Below are 22,619 nucleotides of genomic sequence, written 5' to 3' on the forward strand. Positions count from 1 at the left end.
TAGAGCGCGTCCAGCGGGAAATACTGGATCGGGGCGGTGGTGATGGCACCTTGTTTCATGGGGTCATATCCTTGTTTGCGACTGTGGTTTCGTGTTATCGGTGCCCCACCCGTGATCGGGTGAGGCGAGGGGGTCAGATGACCCCGTGCTGGTTCAGGAAGGCGCGGCCGATTCCAAACTGATCGCCCTTCCTGATAAGCGCCCACGCTTCCGCGATGCGCTGTTCAAGCCATTGGTTCGTTGTTCTCACCTCCTTTCCGGTTGCCGTGGCAGTTGACCGGCCCGCCCGAAGCATGACGCGGGCCGGATTGCGGCGATCAGTAATCGGAGGGGAACATGATGGTCAGGACGCGCCGGGTGACGGCGGGGTTGGCGGGCGCGGGCGAGCCGTAAACCAGTTCCTCGTCGTAAAGGTCGATCTTCCAGAACAGCCGGACGGTCAGCACGGTGACGGTGCCGAAACCATGATCGCCGTAAGGGTCATTATCCGGGGTGAACGTGCTATCCCCGGCCACCGCCATCAGCGCAGCGGTCAGGAAATCCCTACCCATGCCGTTGACGGCAGAGGTCACGACAACCTGGCCCCGCAGATCGCTTGCGGTCCCGGTCAGCAGCCCCGCACGAAAACGGTCGTTCTGCTCCGCGATCTTCACGGCCTCGGCGGTCGGGAACCCGTGATCGGGCGCGGCGGTCTGGCATTGCGGGCAATGGCTCGGGCAGGTCAGGGCGTTGATGATCTTGCCGCAGGTGGTGCAGCTGAAATCCACGGCAAAGTTGTCTTCGGCCAGCATGGGCATCGTCCTTCTCTTGCGACGGGCGGCGCGGGGCTTGGTGCCTGCTTTCCGCCGATGGGCGAGACCTCTCTGCGTGTCGTCGAAAGGCCCCATGCCTTTCGGACGGCAAAGCGGGGAGGGCGCAGCCCTGCCCGCGGCCCTGGGGGTGACTGTCAAGGCTCGAGAGGGCGGGGTGGTGCGGCCCGCAGCGCGGCACGCGCGAGGACACGGCCCGCCTGGACGACGACGCGCGGCACGCGCGGCGCTTGGCCATTGACCGTCAGACGCAGGGATGCGTGGCGGACAAGGGAAATGGAAACATCTTCGCGGCGGGGGTGAGCGCGGGCGCAGCCGGCGTCGATCCCCCGGCACGGCAACAGCCCATCATGGCCCGCGCCCTCGCGCGGGTCGCGTCTGTCCTACTGCCCGTCACCCCAGTTGGCCGATTGCCGATTGCCATCCGCCGCCTGCTATCCGCCATCAGCGGACCGCTGCGTGCGCCAAAATCCGTTCCGCGTTTCGCGTAACTCGTTTTGTGTGGATCGCCTCCCGGCGCTTCGCTCGATCCATGCTGTCTCGCTCAGCGCCTTGCGCCTGCGTCAGCGGTCCCGCCCGCCAGGGCCGAGATCGTCGGGGCAGGGCGCGCTGGACCGGGGTTCGTGGGATGGCTCGGGACGAGACATTCGGCCGGGCGCCGCAGCCGCGCGCTTCGGTCCGATCAGCTCGGGTGGAGGCCGCAAGGCCGGAGCCGGGTGCGCGGCCCGAAGGGCGACGCCCAGAGGCATTTGACAGCCTTGGGAAGTTCAACTGACAATGCGGACGTTCATGCAAGGGGCGGCGAAAGCCGCCTGCGCGCCCAGCCTACCTATTTGCTAGAAAGCTACACTGGGGAGTAGTGCCAGCATGAAGGGCAGCTTTGAGGAGATGCGCTGCAGCGCTAGACGGCGGCCAACCGGCGGCTATGTGGCCGTAGATCCACGTAACCGCCGATCGAACCTCACCTCATCGATGTCCATCAAACGTTCGTTTTCTGGACAGTGTCAATTACAAGTGCCGGAGCCCTGCTTTTTGTCCGTCCGAGTGTCCGAAAACCGTGTCAGGAAATCAGTTGTCCGACATACCCTGTTCAGCTACTATCCTGACATGTTAATCGGCTACGCCCGCGTCTCCACGGATGATCAGAACCTCGATTTGCAGAGGGATGCGCTGCAGCGGGCCGGCTGCGAGCGCATCTTCGAGGAGAAGGAGTCTGGTCGCGCCGGGACCAAGCGTCCAGCCTTAGAGGCGGCACTTGCCTTCCTGCGCCCCGAGGATCAGCTTGTGGTCTGGAAGGTGGATCGGCTTGGCCGGTCCTTGCGCGAGATGCTGGACACGGCGCACAAGCTGCAAGGGCAGGGGGTGCGGCTTCGGTCCCTGACCGAGGCTATCGATACCGAAACCTCGACCGGGCGGTTGATGTTCAACTTCTTGGGCACCATTGCCGAGTACTTCCTCGATCTGAACCGCGAACGCACGCTTGAAGGTCTGAAGGCCGCGGCTGCCAGGGGACGCAAGGGCGGACGGCGGCGCAAGCTCTCCGAGGACGATCTGACAATGGCTCGTGCGCTGCTGAAGGACACCAACATTCCCGTGGCACAGATCGCCAAGCGCCTCAATGTGAGCCGGGCCACATTCTACGCCTACTTTCCACAGGCAAGGACGAAGAACCTGCCATAGGCGGGATGACTTGATTGCATCTCAATTGAGATACATATTGTTTCCTGAACAGGAGGACGCCATGCCCGCCCAGACCTCGATGCTCCATGTCCGCGTGGACGACCACCTCAAGGCACAAGCGGCCGAGGCCCTTTCCGGTGTTGGCCTGACGCTGTCGGATGCCGTGCGCATCCTGCTGACCCGCGTTGCCGCCGAGGGTGGTCTGCCTGTTGGCCTGACAGCAGACCCGGACGCTTATGACGCCTGGTTTCGTGCCAAGGTGCAGGAGGCCTTGGCCGATCCGCGTCCGACCACCCCGCATGATCAGGTAATGCGAGAAGCCCGTGCCCTGATCGACGGGAAACGGCGTGCCTGAGCTTGAGTGGAAGGCCCTAGCAATCGCGGACCTGCTGGCGATTGTCAATTACATCTCGGACGACAACCCGGATGCCGCTCTTGCCCTGATGGACGAGATCCAGGTGAAGGTGGCGCAACTTCCTGCGCATCCGAAACGCTGCCGCCCCGGCCGAGTGGAGGGCACGCGGGAACTGGTGGTCCGGCCCAATTACATCGTGGTCTATACTGAGACCGCGTCGGCAGTGACGGTGCTGCGCGTCCTTCATGCCGCGCAGATGTGGCCCTGAGCCGGGCAGGGTGAGCTCAAGGGCTTTCGTTGGTCGTAACTTTCTATTCCGATTGCCTTACGGGAAACATGTCTTCGCCACCTTGGTGCAGCCTGACATGATGGCGGCGGCATAGCCATCGGACATTCAGCGGTTCGTCGTAGCGGTCGTGATGGGCATCTACCACATCGGTGCCACACACCTCGCAACTCTGTTTCTGCAGCGCGCCCGAGACAAGCGCCCGCTGCACTGCCAAGTGAGCCGTATACTTGGCCAGATTGGCGCGGCGCCAGTTCGTCTGACGGGTTTCGCTCTTGAGCGCCGGCTGGCGAGGGGTCTTCGAATTCTCCGTCATCATATCAGCGCCTGGCTTGTCAGCGCCAGAGACAGGCTTGGCTGCGGCCCTATGCTAATGCGAGCCGCGAGCTCTCGCTTGCCCGCAAGACAACACGACTGGCCGATCAGCAGCGATCTCATGGGCCATCTGTAACACATGACGCCCCTTCACTGCAAAACATGTCGGACCACTCATGTGAGACTCGGACCCTGGCGGATCTTGCGAGCCTGGGCAGGTAAATCGGTGCCGACGCTGCACCTCAGCAGGGTGTCCTGCTCAGCGATCCCCTTGCGGACGGGAAGACCATCATGACGGAGGGACCGGAGGATGGGGCCGGACAGGGCGGACGCCGCCCGCCGCATGGCCCTGCGGCGCCCGCACCTCCACCATCAAGGGTGGCAGCCGGGGCGGGCCTCCCGATGCGGACCGCGCGCCGCTGGCCGGCCCGCGACCGGGCGGATGGGCCGGCAGGCCCTGCACGTCCGATCCGGCCGGAAGCCGGGACGCGCATCTTCCCGAAGGAGATGGTCGAACTGATCGAGGGTCTGGCCCTTCTCGATCCGCGGCCTTCGGTCGCCAGCATCCATCGCGCCGTTGTCCAAGTGGCAGAAGAAAAGGGGGGGGCGAGCCTCACATCAGGCCCGATTGCACGAGCAGCGCCATCCCGATCGTCCACAGGGCCAGCCCCGACAGGCAGTAGAACCCATTCCAGCGGAAGCCCACGACCGCCGCAGGCCGTCCGACCAACGTGCCGGCATAGACCACCGTCGTCATCAGCGGCGTGAAGCCCATGACGCAACTCCAGGTTCCCGCGAGGCACAGCGCCGCGGCCGCATCGCTCAGTCCCGGCACGTCCAGTTGCGTCACGAGGCCGCCTAGGACGGAGGCCGTGATGATCGGGTTCACCCCTGCCGTGGCCAGCGCGAACATGGACAGGTTGAGCAGGACGACCATCTGCCAGGGCGCCCCGATCAGCGCGGCGACCAGCGCCTGCACCCGGTCGATCGGCAGCAGTTCCAGCGCCAGCACCGACAGAAGCCCCGCCGAGGCGAAGACGCCGATCTCGGCGGCGGCCAGGGGAAAGCGCCGGATCGTCCCGGCGGTGGCGCGGCGCATCGCGGCACCCGCGCGGCCCGGACCGCCGCGCCCGATCCGCGCCGCCCAGGCCAGGCTGTAGCCCGGCACGGCGATCAGCAGCGCCTGCTGGAACTGCAGCCCGGTGGCCGCGTGCAGCCCGAAGACCAGCCCAGCCAGCAGCGCCACATGCATCACCAGCAGCGCAACCCCGCCCCGGTCGGCGGCATCCGGTCGAGGGGCTGCCCGCGACGTCAGCGGGATGCGCGGCGCCCCCGCCCAGTCCAGAAACCAGCCCCAAGCCAGGAACAACGCCGCCGCCAGCAACCCCGCAGGCCCGATGTCGGCGTATTCCAGCCCGGGCATTGCCAGCAGCAGGGCGTTCAGCCCAAGCCCGATGGGCGACCAGAGCGGGGCCAGCGCAAAGCCCCGCAGCACGGCCGTCGTGATGCGGCGCAGCCTCCATTCCCGCAGGTCCGGGGGCAGATGGGCGCTCGTCTCCTCCAGCGACCGCCGCGTCATGTCCAGCAGCAGCGCGATGCCGCCGAGATTGATGAGGACGCCGAAGACATGGCCGCCGAAGTTCATCGCCAGATAGCGCCGGCCGGGTGGGCGCGTTGTGAGATAGCGCCCGGCGCGGACGACCTCGGGCGCCTCTGAGGCGACCACCCGCAACGCACCCAGAAGCGCCAGCAGCGCCGCCAGGAAGGCCATCCGCTCAAGCCCCCGGGACAGCGTCTCGATGTCGATGCCGCGCAGCATCGCCGCGGCCAGCAGCAGGACGCAAAGGCTGACGGTCAACCACGTGGCGATGGTGAACTGCCGCCAGCACAGGACAAGAAAGACCGCCAGCGCCGCGCCGGCGGTCAGGCCGATGGCGGCAGAGTGGATGAAGATGCCGGCAAAGGACGCCAGGACGACGACGATGATGCAGCCCTGTGCGACCAGCATGCGGACAGAGCGCTCGGGCATGGGAAAAGCCTGCATTCAGACGGGCATCAGACAGCAGGCGTTCGCAGCCGGCCGGAGCAGAGACAGACATCGTGGCCGGAAATGAAGACGAAGCCCTCCCTCGCCCGGGTGAACACGCATCTTTTTCCTCTCTGCGAATCCTCACCGCCACTCTCGCAAATTCGCTTGAGGCAGCGCAAGAGTGTTGCATTATCTGGGACAGTGTGCCATCTGTTGAAACAGGAGGAGAATCACCATGCGTTTTCTGAGGACAAGTTTCCTGACCGTCGGGCTGCTCTGCTCGGCGTCGTCCGCGGTGATGGCCGCCACGCTGATCTACGGCGAAGCCGGACCCAACCGCGGCGTGCGCGCCGAGGCGACCCAGTGGTTCGTTGATCAGGTCGCCAAACAGACCAAGGGCGAAGTCACCATCGACGTGAACTGGGGCGGCGCGCTGTTTTCCGAGAAGGTCGCCGTTCAGTCGATCCGGGATGGTGTCGCCGACATGGGCTCGGTCATTGGGGTTTATTTTCCGCAGGACATGATCGCCTATGGCCTGGCCGACCTGCCGATTCCAAACCCCGATCCTTGGGTGGGAATGAAGGCCACTGACAAGCTGATGCGCGAGAACGCGCAGATCAGGGAGAACCTGGCCAACCAGAACCTGGTCTATATCGGCACCTACACCACCTCGGCCGTGCAGGTCGGGTGCAAGGGCAAGACCATTGAGTCCCTCGATGATGTCAAAGGACTGAAGATCCGCGGCGTCGGTGCCTATGGCAAGGTGTTCCACGATCTCGGGGCAACGCCGGTCGACATGTCGGTCTACGAAGCCTATCAGGGCCTGGAAACCGGCCTGATCGACTGTACCCAGACCTATCCCTATCTCGTCGAAGCGCTGAAGTTCGACGAAGTTTTCGTCAGCTACACCGAACTCGACTTCGGCCAGATCGGCGCCTTGGGCATCATGATGAACAAGGACAGCTTTGACGCGCTGACGCCTGAGCAGCAGCAGGGCCTGATGACCGCGGGCGAGGGACTGGCGGACGAGTTCGGGCGCATCCTGACCGATGCCAACGAGCGTTCGGTCAAGATTCTCGAGGAGAAGGGCACCCCTGTCCTGAAGATCTCTGACGAGGACCGCGCGCGGCTGGCCGAGGCTGGAAAGAAATACATCGACGAGTGGATCCAGCGCGCTGATGGCGCGGGCCTGGACGGCCAAGCGCTGGTGGATGAATACACCGCGCTGATCGTGAAATACACCAAGCAGCGCGACGAGCAGGGCTACCCTTGGGCACCCAAGGCCAACTAAGGCCCGCCTGACATGACAGAAGCGGGCGCGCCGATCCCCACGCGCGCCCGTTTGCCGGCCCGGCCCACATCGGCCCCGGCCGTCCCTTGATCGAACCCGTCCGACCGGACCCGGAGGTGCGACCATGAAGGCCATCGAACGTATCCTGCTTGAATTCGCGGTCGTCTCGACCCTGGCGCTGACGCTGGCGATCAGCGCCAATGTGATCGGCCGCCAGTTCTTCGGCTGGAGCGTGCCCGACATCGTCATCATCGTCCGCGAGCTGATGATCCCCACCATCGTATTCCCGCTGGCGGCGGCCACGGCCAGCCGCGCCCATATCGCCGTGACCTTCGTCACCGACCGCATGTCGCCGCGGATGCGGGGCCGGCTGATCGTGTTCGGCTGGATCATCGCGCTGCTGGCCGTGCTGCCGCTGATCTATGCCAGCTGGCGCAACCTCGCCGGATCGTGGCGGTCGAACGAATTCTATGACGGTCTTCTGGGCATCCCGCGCTGGCCCATGAAGCTGGCCTTTCTTCTGGGCCTTGTGATCATGACGATCCGCCTGGCGCTGGTCGCGCTGGAAGACGCGCTGGAACTGCGCCGCACCGGGACCGTCACCACCCACACCGAAGAGGAGTCCGTCTGAGATGGATCCAGCAACCATCGGACTTGTCGCCTTCGGAATGGTCATCGTGCTGCTGGCGCTGCGCGTGCCGATCGCCTTTGTGCTGGCCGGCGTGGCGACCGTGGGCACCTTTCTGATCTATGCCTTCCGCAGCGGCAGCTTTGCCCCGGAACGCGCCATCAACCCGACCTCGTCCATGGTCGTGAACAGCTTTTTCGAGCTGATCCATTCCTATGACCTGTCGATGATCCCGCTGTTCGTGGCGCTGGGCAACATCGCCTATCACACCGGCATCACCACCCGCATCTATGACGCGGCCAATGTCTGGCTGCGCCGGGTGCCGGGAGGCGTCAGCGTCGCCTCGCTGATGGGCTGCGCCGGGTTCTCGGCGATTTCGGGGTCGTCGATCGCCTGCGCCTCGACCATGGGGCGGATCTGCGTGCCGGAAATGCTGCGGCTGGGCTATAACCCGAGGCTGGCCACGGCCTCGGTCGCGGCGGGGGGCACGCTGGGGTCGCTGATCCCGCCCTCGGTGCTGTTCATCCTGTATGGCATCTTTACCGAGACCTCGATCAGCAAGCTGTTTCTGGCGGGTATCCTGCCCGGTCTGCTGACGCTGGGGGGCTATGTCATCGTCGTCTTCTGGTGGGTGTCGCGCGACCCGTCCGCGGCGCCGGTGGACCCCACGCCGCTGGTCCGGGGGGCGCGGCTGCGGGCGGCGGTGTCGGCCTGGCCGGCGCTGGTGCTGTTCACCGTCATCATCGGCGGCATCTATGGCGGCATCTTCACCGCGACCGAGGCGGCGGCGGTCAGCGTCCTGCTGACCATCCTGATCGGGTTCGCCGAACGCTCGTTAAGCCTGCGCTCGATGTGGGTCGCGATCCGCGAAAGCCTGATCCAGACCGCCGCCATCTTCCTGATCGCCGCCTGCGCCAAGATCTTCGTGTCCTTCGTCGCGCTGACCGGGGCGGCGGGGATGGTGTCGCAATGGGTGGCCGATGCCGGGCTGTCGCCGCTGCTGCTGATGGTGGCGATCTCGGTGCTGTATATCTTCCTCGGCATGTTCCTCGACCCGGTGGGGATCATCGTGCTGACCCTGCCTTTCGTGATCCCGATGGTCGACAATCTGGGCATGGATCTGATCTGGTTCGGGGTGATCGTGGTCAAGCTGCTGGAAATCGGGTTGATCACGCCGCCTGTGGGCCTGAACGTCTTTGTCATCGGCAACGTCACCGGGCGCGACATCACCGTGGACCAGATCTTTGCCGGGGTGATGCGCTTCCTGGCGATGGATATCGTGGTGCTGGCCATCCTGATCCTGGTGCCCGCCATCTCGACCCTGATCCCGAACGGCTTGTGAGGCAGGCGATGACCGAGCAGAACGATCCCCGCTTTGCGACCACCCTGGCCCGGGGGCTGTCGGTTCTGCGCGCCTTCCGCGTCACCGATGACGGGTTGAGCAATGCCGAGATCGCGCAGCGCACCGGCCTGCCGAAATCGACCGTCTCGCGGCTGACCTTCACCCTGCGCGAGCTGGGCTATCTGGTCCAGTCGCCCCGCGACGACCGGTTCCGGCCGGGACCGACGCTGGTCGCGGTCGGCCATGTCGCGGCGGCCTCGCTGTCCTTCCTGGTGCCGGCGCATGATCTGATGCAGGATCTGGCCGACGAGACGGGGACGCTGGTCGTGCTGGCGGTGCGCGACGCCGACAAGCTGGTGCTGATCCGCACATGGCGGCCGCGGCGCGTGGCCTCGATCTGGCTCGAGGTCGGGCAGCGGATTCCCCTGCAGCCCTTCTCGTCCTGGCGCGCCTTCATCGCCGCGACCAGCCCGGCCGAGATCGAGCGCATCGCCGACGAGCTTCTGCCGGACGCGCAGGCGCTGCACGCGATGATGGACCACCGGCCGCAGGCGCATGACGAACTGGCGCAGCGCGGCTTTGTCTCGACCCCCGCCGGCGGCTGGACCTCGGCCGCGTATAACGCCGTCTCGGTGCCCTTCCGCAGCGGCAATCTGGCCGAGCCGGTGGTCTTTACCTGCGGCGCGCTGCCGCGCGAGGCCCCGATCGAGCGGATGGAGAGCGAGGTCGGGCCGCAGCTCGCCACCGCCGTCCGCACCCTGGAACGCTTGACTGGACAGGCCCCCGGCCTGATCCGCATGGAGGCCTGACCATGGCTGAACAGACGCCCGTCACCTATCGCCGCGACGGCGAGATCGCCTTTATCGAGGTCGACAACCCGCCCGTGAACGCGCTGTCCGCAGCCGTCCGGCAAGGTCTGGCCGAGGCCATCGACCGCTTGGCCCAAGACCCCGAGGCACGGATCGCGGTGCTGTTCTGCGCCGGCCGGACCTTCATCGCCGGGGCCGATATCTCGGAATTCGGCAAGCCGTCGGTGCCGCCCGGCCTGCCCGATGTCATCGCCGCCATCGAGGCTTCGGACAAGCCCGTGGTCGCGGCGCTGCACGGCACGGTTCTGGGCGGCGGGCTAGAGGTCGCCTTGGGCGCCCATTACCGCGTCGCGGTGCCGGGCACCCGGATGGGCCTGCCTGAGGTGACCTTGGGCCTCTTGCCCGGCGCGGGGGGTACGCAGCGCCTGCCGCGCGCCGTGGGGATCGAGGCCGCCATCGACCTCATCACCTCGGGCCGCCAGATCGGTGCGAAAGAGGCGCTGCGGCTGGGGCTGATCGACGCCGTGGCGGAAGGGACCAATCCCCGCGCCGCAGGCGAGGCCGAGGCGCGGCGGCTGCTGGACCAAGGGGCCGGGCCTCGCCGCCTGGGTGAAGCCGACGCTCCGGCGGCTGACGCGGCGATGGTGGAGGAATGGCGCCGGAAGGTCGCGAAGTCCGCCCGCGGGCAGGTGGGCCCGATGCGCGCGCTCGACACCATCGTCGAGGGGCTCGCGATGCCCTTTGCCGGGGGCATGGCGCATGAGCGCCGCGCCTTCATGGACCTGATGCAAACGCCCGAACGCGCGGCGCTGATCCACGCCTTCTTCGCCGAGCGCCGGGCCGCGCAGCAGGACGACCTGACCGGCGTCAGCCCGCGCAAGCTGGACCGCGTCGGCATCATCGGCGGCGGCACCATGGGGCAAGGCATTGCGGCCGCCGCGCTGACGGCAGGGCTGGACGTGACGCTGGTCGAACGTGACCAACCTTCGGCGGGCAAAGCGGCCGCAGGCATCGGCAAGATGCTGGAGGGCGCCGTCAAGCGCGGCAAGCTTGCCCCCGAGGCGCGCGACCAGATGCTTTCGCAGGCGTTCCGCGCCGCCGCTGCCTATGACGCGCTGGCCGAGGTCGATCTGGTGATCGAGGCGGTGTTCGAGGATCTCGACGTCAAGCGCGAGGTGTTCCGGACCCTCGACAGCATCTGCCGCTCCGGCGCGGTGCTGGCGACGAACACGTCCTATCTCGACGTGAACCTGATCGCCCAAGCGACCTTACGCCCACAGGACGTGATTGGGCTGCATTTCTTCTCGCCCGCCAACGTGATGCGGCTGCTGGAGATTGTCGTGGCGGACTGCACTGCCCCGGACGTGGTGGCGACCGCCTTTGCGCTGGCCAAGCGGATGGGCAAAATCGGCGTGCGCTCGGGCGTCTGCGACGGCTTCATCGGCAACCGGATGCTATTGGCCTATCGCACGGCGGCCGACCACATGGTGCTGGACGGCGCCTCGCCTTACGACGTCGATCAAGCGATTGTCGGCTTCGGCTTCCCGATGGGTCCCTATCAGGTGGGCGACCTCGCCGGGCTTGACATCGGCTATGCCACCCGTCAGCGCAAGGCGCCCACCCGCGACCCGCGCGAACGGGTGCCGGTCTTTGCCGATCGGCTGGTCGAGGCCGGGCGGCTCGGTCGCAAGACTGGCCGCGGCTATTACATCTATGACAACGAAACCCCACAGGGCCGTCCCGATCCCGGAATGGCCGGATTGCTTGACGGCATCCGCAGCGAACTGGGCGCTGCGCCGCGCAGCTTCGCGCCAGACGAGATCCGGTCCCGCTACATGGCGGCAATGGTGAATGAGGGGGCAAAGATCCTCGACGAAGGTATCGCCACGCGGGCCTCGGACATCGATGTGGTGCTGCTGCATGGCTATGGTTTTCCCCGATGGAAGGGCGGCCCGATGCATTGGGCCGACACGCAGGGGCTGGACCGCATTACGGCCAACATCGCCCGCTTCGCCCAAGAAGACCCCTATTTTTGGCAGATTTCTCCCCTGTTGGCGCGCCTTGCTGCCGAAGGCGGGAAACTGGCCGACGTGAACACCGGAAAGGACATGAAATGAAGGACGCCGTCATTGTTTCGACCGCCCGCACGGGCATCGGCAAGGCCGGCCGGGGCAGCCTGAACCTGACCCATGGGGCCACGATGGGCGGCCATGTCGCCGCCGAGGCCATCCGGCGCGCGGGCATCGACCCCGCCCTGGTCGAGGACAGCATCTGGGGTTGCGGCTATCCCGAATACGTCACCGGCGGCAACATCGCCCGACAGATCGTCATCCGCGCGGGCCTGCCCGTCAGCATCGCGGGCACGACCGTCAATCGGTTCTGCGCGTCCGGCCTGCAGGCGCTGGCGATGGGTGCGCACATGGTTCGGCAGGAAGGCGCGCGCGCGATCCTGGCCGGCGGGGTCGAATCGATCAGCCTTGTCCAGCCGCCCCCCCGGCATTCGCGCGAAACCTGGATCGAGGCGCACAAGCCCGACCTGTATCTGCCCATGATCGACACGGCCGACAATGTCGCCGCCCGTTATGGCGTCGGCCGCGAGGCGCAGGACGAATACGCCTTGCGGTCCCAGCAGCGCATCGCGGCGGCGCAGGAGGCGGGACTGTTCGCCGACGAGATCGTGCCCATCGACGTGACCCGCGCCGTCACCGACAAGGCCAGCGGCGCCACCCGTCACGAAGCCTTCACGCTGTCGGGCGACGAATGCAATCGCCCATCGACAACGCTCGAAGGTCTGGCGTCGCTGAAGCCGGTCAAGGGCGAGGACAGGTTCGTCACCGCCGGCAATGCCTCGCAACTGTCGGACGGAGCGGCGGCGCTGCTGGTGATGGACGGCGACCTGGCCGCGCGCGAAGGGCTGACGCCGCTGGGGGCCTTTCGCGGCTTTGCCGTCGCGGGCTGCGAGCCGGACGAGATGGGCATCGGTCCGGTCTTTGCCGTGCCGCGCCTGCTGGAACGCGCGGGCCTGACCGTGGACGACATCGACTTGTGGGAGTTGAACGAGGCCTTTGCCAGCCAGGCGCTGTACTGCCGCGACCGGCTGGGCATCGACCCCGAGAGATACAACGTCAACGGCGGCTCCATCGCCATCGGCCATCCCTTCGGCATGACCGGTGCCCGTATGGCGGGCCATGTCCTGCTGGAAGGGCGGCGGCGCGGCGCGAAATGGGGCGTGGTCACCATGTGCATCGGCGGTGGTCAGGGTGCCGCCGGCCTGATCGAGATTTTCTGAGGGGAACCACCATGGACATGAGCTTTTCGCCCGACGACCAGGCCTTTCGGGCCGAGGTCCGCCAGTTCCTGAAGGACCGGCTGCCCGCGCGGCTGTCCGAAAAGGTCCGGCTGCAGCAGGAGCTGACCAAGGACGAGATCGAGGAATGGCACGCCGTCCTGAATGAGAAGGGCTGGCTTGCCGGCAACTGGCCGGTTGAGTTCGGCGGCGCCGGCTGGACCGCGATCCAGCGCCACATCTTCGAGGAGGAAAGCGCGCTGGCCCATGCGCCGCGCATCCTGCCCTTCGGCATCGCCATGCTGGGGCCGGTGCTGCAGAAATTCGGCAGCAAGGAACAGCAGGACCGCTTTCTGCCGCGCATCCTGAACGGGCAGGACTGGTGGTGTCAGGGCTATTCCGAACCCGGCGCGGGATCGGACCTGGCCTCGGTCAAGACGACGGCGGTGCGCGACGGCGACGACTATATCGTCAACGGCCAGAAGACATGGACCACGCTGGGCCAGCACGCGAACTGGATCTTCTGCCTCGTGCGGACCGATCCCACCGCCAAGGCGCAAGAGGGGATCAGCTTTCTGCTGATCGACATGACCAGCCCCGGCATCACCGTGCGGCCCATCGTGCTGCTGGACGGCACGCCCGAGGTGAACGAGGTGTTTTTCGACGACGTCCGGGTGCCGACGGAAAACCTTGTGGGCGAGGAAAACAAGGGCTGGACCTACGCCAAATACCTGCTGACGCATGAGCGGACTAATATCGCCGGCGTGGGCTTCGCCACGGCGGGCCTCGCGGCGCTGAAGCGCGTCGCGCGGGCGCAGCAGGCCCAAGGCAAGCCGCTGATTGAGAACCCGCTCTTTGCCGCGCGTCTGGCCGAGATCGAGATCGACCTGATGGCCATGGCCACCACCAACCTGCGGATGCTGGCGCAGGCGGCGGCCGGGCAGGTGCCGGGGGCGGAAAGCTCGATGCTGAAGCTGAAGGGCACGCAGATCCGGCAGGCGATCAACGACCTGACCCGCCGCGCGGTTGGCCCTTGGGCGCTGGCCTTCCCCTCCGAGGCGCTGGAGGGCGCGAATGACGACCTGCCCCCCGGCCCGCCCGAGGCGGCAGCCGCGACCCGCGCCTATCTGAACAACCGCAAGCTGTCGATCTATGGCGGCTCGAACGAAATCCAGCGGGGGATCATCGCGAAATCCCTGCTGGGCCTTTAAGGGGAGAAACGCGTCATGGATTTCGGGTTCACCGACGAACAGACCATGCTGGGCGAAAGCCTCGCCCGCACGCTGGAGCGCGGCGGGGACGCCGCCGCCCTGTCCGAACTGGGCGCGGGCCTTGCCCTGATGACCGAAGAGGCGGGCGGCTTTGGCGGCAGCGGGCCGGACATCCTGATGGTGTTCCGCACCCTTGGCCGCGCCGCCGCCGTCACACCGCTGCTAGACAGCGTGGTGCTGGGCGCGGGCATCCTGTCCGCCGCGGGCGAGGCCGATCTGGCCGAGGCCGCCGCCAGCGGCGAGGCCCGCATCGCGGTGGCGCTGGAAGAACCCGGTCAGCGCTATGACGGGAAGGTCTCGACCCGCGCCGAGGGCGAGCGGCTGAGCGGCGAGAAATCGCTGGTGCCGGGGGCCGAGGATGCGACGCATCTGATCGTGCGGGCTACAGACGGGCTGTGGCTGGTCGAGGCCGGGGCCGAGGGGCTGGGCCTGCGCGGCTATGCGCTGATGGATGGCGGCCGCGCGGCCGAGGTGACGCTAATGGATACCCCCGCCCGCCGCATCGGCGATGCCGCGCTGCTGGACCGGCCGCTGGCGGCGGCGATCCTTGCGGTCTGCGCCGACGCCTTGGGGGCGATGGAAAAGGCGGTCCAGCTGACCACCGACTACCTCAAGACCCGCAAGCAGTTCGGCCGGCCGATCGGCTCGTTCCAAGCGCTCCAGCACCGCATGGCCGACCTGCTGACCGAGGTCGAGCAGGCGCGTTCGGCGGTGTGGAACCTAGCCGGGAACCTCGACACCGCCGACCGCGACCGCCATGTCGCAGCGACGAAATCGCTGCTGGGCCGGGTCGCGCTGTATGTGGCCGAGGAAACCATCCAGCTGCATGGCGGCATCGGCATGACCGAGGAATACGAGCTGGCCCCCCTCGCCCGCCGCCTGCTGGCCGCCGATGCGCGGTTCGGCGACAGCGACCATCACCTCGAACGCTTCATCGCGGCCAGCGCGGCATGAGCGACGGCGGCATCATTCAGGGCGAGACCGGCGCGCAGCGCATGGTCGGCTATGTGCTCGACGTGGGCCAGCCCGACCGCCGCGCCCGCTGCCGGCTGGTCCTGGACGAGCGCCACACCAACCGCCACGGCGTGCTGCATGGCGGAATCGCGGGGATGCTGCTGGACAGCGCGGCGGGCGCCACCGCCAGCCTGACCGTCGATGACAGCGGCCGCCAGCCCTTCCTGACCGTCTCGCTGAACATCGACTTCGTCGGCCCGGCGCGGCATGGCGGCGTCACCGCGACCGGCCGTGTGGTCGGGGGGGGGCGCAGCCTGCTTTTCGTCTCGGCCGAGCTGGTCCATGACGACGGCACGCTGATCGCCACCGCCAGCGGGATCTTCAAGCGCGTTCCCGCCGCCACCCCAAGCCGCCCGAAGGACAGCCCATGACCGCCCCGCAGGCCGACGCCCTGATCGAGGATTGCGGCGATCACCTGCGGGTGACGCTGTCGAACCCCGGCCGCCGCAACGCGCTGGCCCCCGCCATGTATGCCCGCCTGCGCGAGGCGCTGGCGCAGGCTGCGGCGCAGGACCGTCTGGGCGCCGTGGTGCTGACCGGGGCCGACGGCTATTTCTGCGCCGGCGGCGACCTGAACGCGCTGGCCACCCGCGCGGCCATGCCCCGGCACGAACGGCGCGCGCGGATCGAGGATCTGCACGACACCATCCGCGCCATCCGCGCCTGCCCGCGTCCCGTCATCGCTGCCGTCGAAGGCGGGGCGGCCGGGGCGGGGCTGTCGATTGCGCTGGCCTGCGACCTGCTGGTCGCGGCCGAGGATGCCAGCTTTGCCGCCGCCTATGTCCGCGTCGGGCTGGTGCCCGATGGCGGGTTGACCGCCTCGCTGGCGCGCAGGGTGCCGGCGGGCTTTGCCGCCCGCATGTGCCTGACCGGCGATCCGGTCCCCGCCGCGCGCTTTGCGGCCTTGGGCGTGGTCACCGACCTCGTCGCGCCGGGGCAGGCGCTGGAACATGCCGCCGCCTTGGCCGCGCGCATGGCGCAGGGCCCGGCCGCGGCCCACGGCGCGATCAAGCAGCTACTCGCCGCCGCCCGCGAGGGCGATTTCGCCTCTCAACTGGACCGCGAGGCCGAGGCCATGGCCGATGCGCTGGCCGCCCCCGAGGCCGCCGCCGGCCTGACCGCCCGCCTGAACCGCACCGCGCCCGATTTCGGCCGCGGCAGCTCTGGCGCCGACAAGAAGGAACCCCGCCCATGACCCTGACCCGCGTTCACGACCTGCTCGACATCCAGCGCTGCACCCGCCCGGACGCGCCCGCGCTGCGCGATGACGGCGGCAGCACCTATAGCTATGCCGAACTGGCCGACGCCGTGGAGGTGCTGGCCACGGAACTGCAGGCGCGCGACCTGCGCCCCGGCGACCGGCTGCTGATCCTGGCCGAAAACTGTGCGGCGCTGGTCGGGCTGCTGATGGCAACGTCGCGCCTTGATGCTGTGGCCGTACCGGTCAACGCCCGCATGACCGAACACGAGCTGCACCGCATCGCGGAACATGCCGACCCGCGCCTGACCGTCTATCTGAACCATGTCTCGCCGCAGGCCGGCACCCATGCCGAGATCGCGGGCGCGGCCGGGTGGGACACGCCGCTTGGCAAGCTGTCGATCGCCGGCCCGCACCCATCCGCCACGCCCGAGCCGGTAGCCGAAGGCGCCGCGCAGACAGCGGTGATCCTTTACACCACCGGCTCGACCGGGACGCCCAAGGGCGTCATGCTCAGCCACGCCAACCTGCTGTTTGGCGGCCAGACCTCGGCCCGGATGCGAGAGATCGCCTCGGACGACCTGATCCTGGGCGTGCTGCCGATGACGCATGTCTTCGGCCTGACCTCGATGATGATCGCCAGCACCGTCGCCGGTGCCGAGCTGTGGCTGTTCTCGCGCTTCTCGGCCCCGGCCGTGGTCGAGGCCCTGCAATCCGGCGTCAGCGTCCTTCCTGCGGTCCCGCAGATGCACGCGCTGATCATGGACGAGGTCAGCAAAAGCGGCAGGGGCCGCCTGCCGCCGGGGCGGCTGCGCTATGTCTCTTCGGGCGCGGCGCCGCTGGACCCCGACTGGAAGCGGCGGGCCGAAGCGTTCTACGGCGTGGCGCTGCAGAACGGCTATGGCCTGACCGAAACGACCGCAGGCGTCACCCTGACCACCAACCCGCCCGGCGTGCCCGATGTCAGCGTTGGCCCGGCCCTGCCCGGCGTGGATCTGCGCCTGCGCAATGTCGGCGCCGATGGCGTGGGCGAGATCCAGACCCGCGGCCCGCATGTCATGCCCGGCTATTTCCGCAACCCCGAGGCCACCGCCGCGGCCTTCGATGCCGAGGGCTTCCTCTGCACCGGCGATCTGGGCCGCATCGACGAGGACGGCAACCTGCATATCGCAGGGCGCGCGCGCGAGCTGATCATCCGGGGCGGCTTCAACGTCTATCCCCCCGAGGTCGAGGCCGCGCTGAACGACCACCCCCGCGTGGTCCAGACCGCCGTGATCGGCCGCAAGGTCGAGGGCGGCAACGAGGAGGTCTTGGCCTTCTGCCAGGCCGACGATCCCGCCGTGGTCAGCGAAGCCGACCTGCGCGAGCACGTGGCCGAGCGTCTCTCGCCCTACAAGCGGCCCTCGCGCATCATCGTGACAACGGCGTTGCCGACCTCGCCCAACGGCAAGATCCTCAAGCAGAAGCTGATCGAGACGTTCCGCGATGCGCTCGACACCCAGGAGAAAGGATGAGCACGATCGAACGCGAATCGATGGAATTCGACGTGGTGATCGTCGGGGCGGGGCCTGCGGGCCTGTCGGCGGCGATCCGGTGCAAGCAGATCGACCCGGACCTGAACGTGGTGGTGCTGGAAAAGGGCTCCGAGGTCGGGGCCCATATCCTGTCGGGCGCGGTGCTGGACCCGGTGGGCCTGAATGCCCTGATCCCCGACTGGAAGGACAAGGGCGCGCCGGTGAAGACGGCCGTCACCTCGGACAGCTTCGTGGTGCTGGGGCCGGCGGGCTCGGCGCGCATCCCCAACTGGCCGATGCCGCGGCTGATGTCGAACCACGGCAACTACATCGTCAGCATGGGCAACGTCTGCCGCTGGCTGGCCGAGCAGGCCGAAGAGCTGGGCGTGGAAATCTTCCCCGGCATGGCGGCCTCCGAGCTGGTGATGGAGGGTGACCGCGTGGCCGGCGTCGTCGCGGGCGAGATGGGCAAGAACCCCGACGGCACCCCCGGCCCGTCCTATGAGCCGGGCATGGAGCTGCGCGGCAAGTACGTGATGATCGCCGAGGGCGTGCGCGGATCGCTCGCCAAGCAGCTGATCGAAAAATACGACCTGTCCGCCGGGCACGAGCCGCAGAAGTTCGGCATCGGCATGAAGGAGATCTGGGAGATCGACCCCGCCAAGCACAAGGAAGGCACCGTCGTCCACACGATGGGCTGGCCCCTTGGCAAGAACGCGGGCGGCGGGTCCTTCATCTACCATGCCGAGAACAACCAGGTCTTCATCGGCTTCGTGGTCCACCTGAACTACGAGAACCCGTATCTCTACCCCTACGCCGAGTTCCAGCGCTTCAAGCACCACCCGGCCATCGCGGAGCTGCTGGAAGGCGGCAAGCGCGTGGCCTATGGCGCCCGCGCGATTTCCGAAGGCGGCTGGCAGTCGCTGCCGAAGATGACGGTGCCGGGCGCGCTGCTGCTGGGCTGCTCGGCGGGAATGGTCAACGTTCCCCGCATCAAGGGCAACCACAACGCCATGCTGTCGGGGATCGCGGCGGCGAACGCGGCCGCGGCGGCCATCGCGGCGGGACGCGAGGGCGACGAGCTGGTCGAGTACGAACAGGATGTCCGCACGGGCCCCATCGCCCATGACCTCAAGCGCGTCCGCAACGTCAAGCCCGCCTGGTCGCGCACCGGCATGGTGGGCAGCCTGATGCTGGGCGGCATGGACATGTGGGTCGCCAGCCTCTTCAACCGCAACATCCTGCGCACCTGGAAGCACGGCAAGACCGACGCCGCCGCGACCCGGCCCGCGAAGAACTATCGCCCGATCGACTACCCGAAGCCCGACGGCAAGCTGTCGTTCGACCGGCTGACCAACGTGGCCTTTTCCTTCACCAACCACGAGGAAAGCCAACCCTGCCACCTGAAGCTGAAGGACCCCACGGTCCCGATCCGGGTGAACCTGCCGGAATACGCCGAGCCGGCGCAGCGCTATTGCCCGGCCGGCGTCTACGAGGTGGTCGAGGACAAGTCGGTGCCCGAAGGTGCGCGCTTCGTGATCAACTTCCAGAACTGCGTCCACTGCAAGACCTGCGACATCAAGGACCCGTCGCAGAACATCGTCTGGACCACGCCGCAGGGCGGCGACGGGCCGAACTATCCCAACATGTAAGAAGGCCGGTGCCTCGCGACCCCAAGATAGGCCTGGCATGACCACCGTAATGCTTATTGAACTCGCCTGATGGAGATAGGAGAAACCACCATGAAGATGGACCGCATCGGCAGCTTCCGCTGGGAAGACCCCTTCCTGCTGGAAGACGAACTGACCGAGGAAGAGCGCATGATCCGCGACACCGCGCGGAGCTATGCCCAAGGCCACCTCGCTCCCCGCGTGCGCGAGGCCTTCCGGACCGAGCAGACCGACCGTGCCATCTTCACCGAGATGGGAGAACTGGGCCTGCTGGGCGTCACCATCCCCGAGGAGTTCGGGGGCACCGGTGCGGGCTATGTGAGCTACGGCCTTGTCGCGCGCGAGGTCGAACGGGTGGATTCGGGCTACCGATCCATGATGTCGGTGCAGGCGTCCCTGGTCATGCACCCGATCAACGCCTATGGGTCCGAGGAGCAGCGGCGCAAGTACCTGCCGAAGCTCTGTTCGGGCGAATGGGTGGGCTGCTTCGGCCTGACCGAGCCGGATGCGGGCTCGGACCCCGGCGGCATGAAGACCACCGCGAAAAAGACCCCCGGCGGCTACCGGCTGAACGGGTCCAAGATGTGGATCACCAACAGCCCCATCGCGGATGTCTTCGTCGTCTGGGCCAAGTCCGACGCGCATGGCGGCAAGATCCGTGGCTTCGTGCTGGAAAAAGGCATGAAGGGCCTCTCGGCGCCGAAGATCGAGGGCAAGCTGTCCTTGCGGGCGAGCGTCACCGGCGAGATCGTCATGGACGAGGTCGAGGTGGGCGAGGACGCGCTTTTGCCGAACGCCGAGGGCCTGGGCGGTCCCTTCGGCTGCCTCAACCGGGCGCGCTACGGCATCGCCTGGGGCGCGATGGGCGCGGCCGAGGCCTGCTGGCACGCCGCACGCCAGTATGGGCTGGACCGCAAGCAGTTCGGCAAACCGCTCGCGCAGACGCAGCTCCACCAGCTGAAGCTCGCCAACATGATGACCGAGATCACGCTGGGGCTGAACGCCGCCCTGCGCGTGGGGCGGCTGTTCGAGGCCGGGAAGATGCAGCCCGAGATGATCTCCCTGATCAAGCGCAACAACTGCGGCAAGGCGCTGGAGATCGCCCGCGTGGCCCGCGACATGCACGGCGGCAACGGCATCTCGGACGAATACCCGGTGATGCGCCATATGGTGAACTTGGAAACCGTCAATACCTACGAAGGCACCCACGACGTCCACGCCCTGATCCTCGGCCGTGCCCAGACCGGCCTGCAGGCGTTCTTCTGAGGAGATGCAGCCATGAAGCTTCTTGTGCCGGTCAAGCGCGTGATTGACTACAACGTGAAGGCGCGGGTGCGTGCGGACGGGTCGGGGGTGGACCTGTCGAACGTGAAGATGTCGATGAACCCTTTTGACGAGATCGCGGTCGAGGAAGCGATCCGGCTGAAGGAAAAGGGTGTCGCCACCGAGATCGTGGTGGTCTCGGTGGGCGTGAAGCAGGCGGCCGAGACGATCCGCACGGCGCTGGCGATGGGGGCCGACCGCGGCATCCTCGTGGTGGCGGCCGACGACGTGCACCAGGACATCGAACCCCTGGCCGTGGCCAAGATCCTCAAGGCCATCGTGGCCGAGGAGCAGCCGGGGCTGGTCTTGATGGGCAAGCAGGCGATCGACAACGACATGAACGCCACCGGCCAGATGCTGGCCGCGCTTCTGGGCTGGGCGCAGGCGACGCAGGCCGGCGCGATCGAGGTCGCCGGCGACAAGGCCAGCGTGACGCGCGAGATCGACGGCGGGCTGCAGGTGATCGAGGTCACGCTGCCCGCGATCGTGACCGCCGACCTGCGCCTGAACGAGCCGCGCTACGCGAGCCTGCCCAACATCATGAAGGCCAAGAAGAAGGAGCTCGTCGAGAAGACGGCGGGTGACTACGGCGTGGACGTGAGCCCGCGTCTGACCGTCGTGAAGACGGCCGAGCCCGAGGGGCGCAAGGCGGGGGTCAAGGTGGCCTCGGTCGACGAGCTGGTGTCGAAACTCAAAGCCGCGGGGGTGATCTGATGGCGGTGCTGCTGCTGGCCGAGATGGCCGAGAACGGGCTGAACCGGGATGCGACGGCCAAGGCCGTGACGGCGGTGAAGCCCCTGGGCGACCTGACGGTGCTGGTCGCGGGCGCGGGCGCGCAGGCGGCCGCCGCCGAGGCCGCGAAGATCGCGGGCGTGGCAAAGGTGCTGGTGGCCGAGGATGCCGCCTACAGCCACCGCCTGGCCGAGCCGATGGCGGCGCTGCTGGTGCAGTTGGCCCCGCAGTTCAGCCACATCGCCGCGCCGGGGACGACGGATGCGCGCAACATCCTGCCGCGCACGGCAGCCCTTCTGGACGTGATGGTGATCCCCGAGGTCAGCCGCGTGGTGGACGCCGACACATTCGAGCGCGGGGTCTACACCTCGGCCGCGATCCAGACGGTGAAGTCCTCGGACCCGATCAAGGTGCTGACGGTCCGCATTGCCAGCTTCGACGCCGCCGGCGAGGGCGCCCCGGCCCCGGTCGAGCCCGTCTCGGCCGCCGCCGATCCGGGGCTGTCGGCCTGGGTCGAGGACCGCGTGGCGGCCTCGGACCGCCCCGAACTGACCTCGGCCAAGCGGGTCGTGTCGGGCGGCCGCGCGATCGGCTCCAAGGAGAACTTCGTGCTGATCGAGAAGCTGGCCGACAAGCTGGGCGCTGCCGTGGGCGCCAGCCGGGCCGCGGTCGATTCCGGCTATGCCCCGAACGACTGGCAGGTGGGCCAGACCGGCAAGGTGGTCGCCCCCGAGCTTTACATCGCAGCCGGCATCTCGGGCGCGATCCAGCACCTTGCGGGGATGAAGGACAGCAAGGTCATCGTCGCCATCAACAAGGACGAGGAAGCCCCCATCTTCCAGGTCGCCGACTACGGACTGGTCGGAGACATCTTCACCGTCCTGCCGGAACTCACCGAAAAAGTCTGAGGGCTGGAGTCTTGAGGGCTGCCTAAGTCGAACGTGTTGATTGCCACTGAGAATTGACCCGGCAACCGCCAAAATTGTCATTGAGAATTGACCCATGTGCAACCCTGCCTCGGCTTGAAGCAGCTGGAGGCATACGGAGTGATCGACATGGGATTTTTG

General features: G+C 67.4%; 21 protein-coding genes. 18 read left to right on the forward strand and 3 right to left on the reverse strand.

What is annotated here, in order from left to right; all coding sequences use genetic code 11:
• Nucleotides 1-317: 317 nt before the first annotated feature.
• A complete protein-coding gene (locus KNW02_RS17855; RefSeq protein WP_216034577.1) occupies nt 318-791 on the reverse strand; it encodes a DUF3768 domain-containing protein in 474 nt (157 codons plus the stop codon).
• An 885-nt stretch (nt 792-1,676) separates the two neighbouring features.
• Here KNW02_RS17855 and KNW02_RS17860 point away from each other — a divergent pair.
• The 3 genes from KNW02_RS17860 (at nt 1,677) to KNW02_RS17870 (ending at nt 3,112) form a co-directional block, all read left to right on the forward strand.
• Nucleotides 1,677-2,489 (forward strand): recombinase family protein, encoded by an 813-nt coding sequence (locus KNW02_RS17860; protein WP_431356771.1) that lies wholly within the window; start codon nt 1,677-1,679, stop codon nt 2,487-2,489.
• 61 nt (nt 2,490-2,550) lie between these two features.
• Entirely contained in the window at nt 2,551-2,844 is a 294-nt protein-coding gene (gene relB, locus KNW02_RS17865; protein ID WP_216034578.1) for a type II toxin-antitoxin system RelB family antitoxin, read from the forward strand.
• A complete protein-coding gene (locus KNW02_RS17870) occupies nt 2,837-3,112 on the forward strand; it encodes a type II toxin-antitoxin system RelE/ParE family toxin (protein WP_216034579.1) in 276 nt (91 codons plus the stop codon). The genes relB and KNW02_RS17870 overlap by 8 nt, the downstream gene beginning before the upstream one ends.
• A gap of 43 nt (nt 3,113-3,155) precedes the next feature.
• On the opposite strand, the gene KNW02_RS17875 is transcribed toward KNW02_RS17870, so the two are convergent.
• Together KNW02_RS17875 and KNW02_RS17880 are read right to left on the reverse strand one after the other, a co-directional pair.
• Nucleotides 3,156-3,449 carry a hypothetical protein gene (locus tag KNW02_RS17875; protein WP_216034580.1) on the reverse strand — a complete coding sequence of 98 codons (294 nt, stop codon included), beginning with the start codon at nt 3,447-3,449 and terminating at the stop codon, nt 3,156-3,158.
• 609 nt (nt 3,450-4,058) lie between these two features.
• Nucleotides 4,059-5,474 carry a hypothetical protein gene (locus KNW02_RS17880; RefSeq protein WP_216034581.1) on the reverse strand — a complete coding sequence of 472 codons (1,416 nt, stop codon included), beginning with the start codon at nt 5,472-5,474 and terminating at the stop codon, nt 4,059-4,061.
• A gap of 235 nt (nt 5,475-5,709) precedes the next feature.
• On the opposite strand from KNW02_RS17880, the gene KNW02_RS17885 reads away from it, so the two are divergent.
• The 15 genes from KNW02_RS17885 to KNW02_RS17955 all read left to right on the forward strand — a co-directional run bounded on the left by KNW02_RS17885 (nt 5,710) and on the right by KNW02_RS17955 (nt 22,460).
• Entirely contained in the window at nt 5,710-6,765 is a 1,056-nt protein-coding gene (locus KNW02_RS17885) for a C4-dicarboxylate TRAP transporter substrate-binding protein (protein ID WP_216034582.1), read from the forward strand.
• Nucleotides 6,766-6,889: 124 nt separating this feature from the next.
• Nucleotides 6,890-7,396 carry a TRAP transporter small permease gene (locus tag KNW02_RS17890; protein ID WP_101500522.1) on the forward strand — a complete coding sequence of 169 codons (507 nt, stop codon included), beginning with the start codon at nt 6,890-6,892 and terminating at the stop codon, nt 7,394-7,396.
• Nucleotide 7,397: 1 nt separating this feature from the next.
• Nucleotides 7,398-8,735, forward strand: a complete 1,338-nt coding sequence (locus KNW02_RS17895) for a TRAP transporter large permease (RefSeq protein WP_216034583.1) — start codon at nt 7,398-7,400, stop codon at nt 8,733-8,735.
• An 8-nt stretch (nt 8,736-8,743) separates the two neighbouring features.
• Nucleotides 8,744-9,544 carry an IclR family transcriptional regulator gene (locus tag KNW02_RS17900; protein WP_216034584.1) on the forward strand — a complete coding sequence of 267 codons (801 nt, stop codon included), beginning with the start codon at nt 8,744-8,746 and terminating at the stop codon, nt 9,542-9,544.
• A gap of 2 nt (nt 9,545-9,546) precedes the next feature.
• On the forward strand, nt 9,547-11,661 hold the full coding sequence (locus KNW02_RS17905; protein ID WP_216034585.1) for an FAD-dependent oxidoreductase: 2,115 nt from the start codon (nt 9,547-9,549) through the stop codon (nt 11,659-11,661).
• Nucleotides 11,658-12,833: an acetyl-CoA C-acyltransferase gene (locus KNW02_RS17910; protein WP_216034586.1), complete on the forward strand. Its 1,176-nt coding sequence runs from the start codon at nt 11,658-11,660 to the stop codon at nt 12,831-12,833. Before KNW02_RS17905 ends, KNW02_RS17910 begins: the two co-directional genes overlap by 4 nt.
• 11 nt (nt 12,834-12,844) lie before the next feature.
• Complete coding sequence (locus tag KNW02_RS17915) at nt 12,845-14,041, forward strand: acyl-CoA dehydrogenase family protein (protein ID WP_216034587.1); 1,197 nt, start codon at nt 12,845-12,847, stop codon at nt 14,039-14,041.
• Nucleotides 14,042-14,056: 15 nt separating this feature from the next.
• Entirely contained in the window at nt 14,057-15,055 is a 999-nt protein-coding gene (locus KNW02_RS17920; RefSeq protein WP_216034588.1) for an acyl-CoA dehydrogenase family protein, read from the forward strand.
• A complete protein-coding gene (locus tag KNW02_RS17925; RefSeq protein WP_216034589.1) occupies nt 15,052-15,486 on the forward strand; it encodes a PaaI family thioesterase in 435 nt (144 codons plus the stop codon). The genes KNW02_RS17920 and KNW02_RS17925 overlap by 4 nt, the downstream gene beginning before the upstream one ends.
• On the forward strand, nt 15,483-16,310 hold the full coding sequence (locus KNW02_RS17930) for an oxepin-CoA hydrolase, alternative type (protein WP_216034590.1): 828 nt from the start codon (nt 15,483-15,485) through the stop codon (nt 16,308-16,310). Before KNW02_RS17925 ends, KNW02_RS17930 begins: the two co-directional genes overlap by 4 nt.
• The gene (locus KNW02_RS17935; RefSeq protein WP_216034591.1) at nt 16,307-17,827 is read left to right on the forward strand and encodes a class I adenylate-forming enzyme family protein; all 1,521 of its coding nucleotides are present in this window, start codon (nt 16,307-16,309) and stop codon (nt 17,825-17,827) included. The genes KNW02_RS17930 and KNW02_RS17935 overlap by 4 nt, the downstream gene beginning before the upstream one ends.
• Complete coding sequence (locus tag KNW02_RS17940) at nt 17,824-19,479, forward strand: electron transfer flavoprotein-ubiquinone oxidoreductase (RefSeq protein WP_120444981.1); 1,656 nt, start codon at nt 17,824-17,826, stop codon at nt 19,477-19,479. Before KNW02_RS17935 ends, KNW02_RS17940 begins: the two co-directional genes overlap by 4 nt.
• A 90-nt stretch (nt 19,480-19,569) precedes the next feature.
• The gene (locus tag KNW02_RS17945; protein ID WP_252734076.1) at nt 19,570-20,763 is read left to right on the forward strand and encodes an acyl-CoA dehydrogenase; all 1,194 of its coding nucleotides are present in this window, start codon (nt 19,570-19,572) and stop codon (nt 20,761-20,763) included.
• Nucleotides 20,764-20,775: 12 nt separating this feature from the next.
• Nucleotides 20,776-21,534 carry an electron transfer flavoprotein subunit beta/FixA family protein gene (locus KNW02_RS17950; protein ID WP_120444977.1) on the forward strand — a complete coding sequence of 253 codons (759 nt, stop codon included), beginning with the start codon at nt 20,776-20,778 and terminating at the stop codon, nt 21,532-21,534.
• Nucleotides 21,534-22,460 (forward strand): electron transfer flavoprotein subunit alpha/FixB family protein, encoded by a 927-nt coding sequence (locus KNW02_RS17955; protein ID WP_216034593.1) that lies wholly within the window; start codon nt 21,534-21,536, stop codon nt 22,458-22,460. The genes KNW02_RS17950 and KNW02_RS17955 overlap by 1 nt, the downstream gene beginning before the upstream one ends.
• The last annotated feature ends 159 nt before the right edge of the window (nt 22,461-22,619 follow it).

Source organism: Paracoccus marinaquae (genome assembly GCF_018860165.1).
Classification (GTDB): Bacteria; Pseudomonadota; Alphaproteobacteria; order Rhodobacterales; family Rhodobacteraceae; genus Paracoccus; species Paracoccus marinaquae.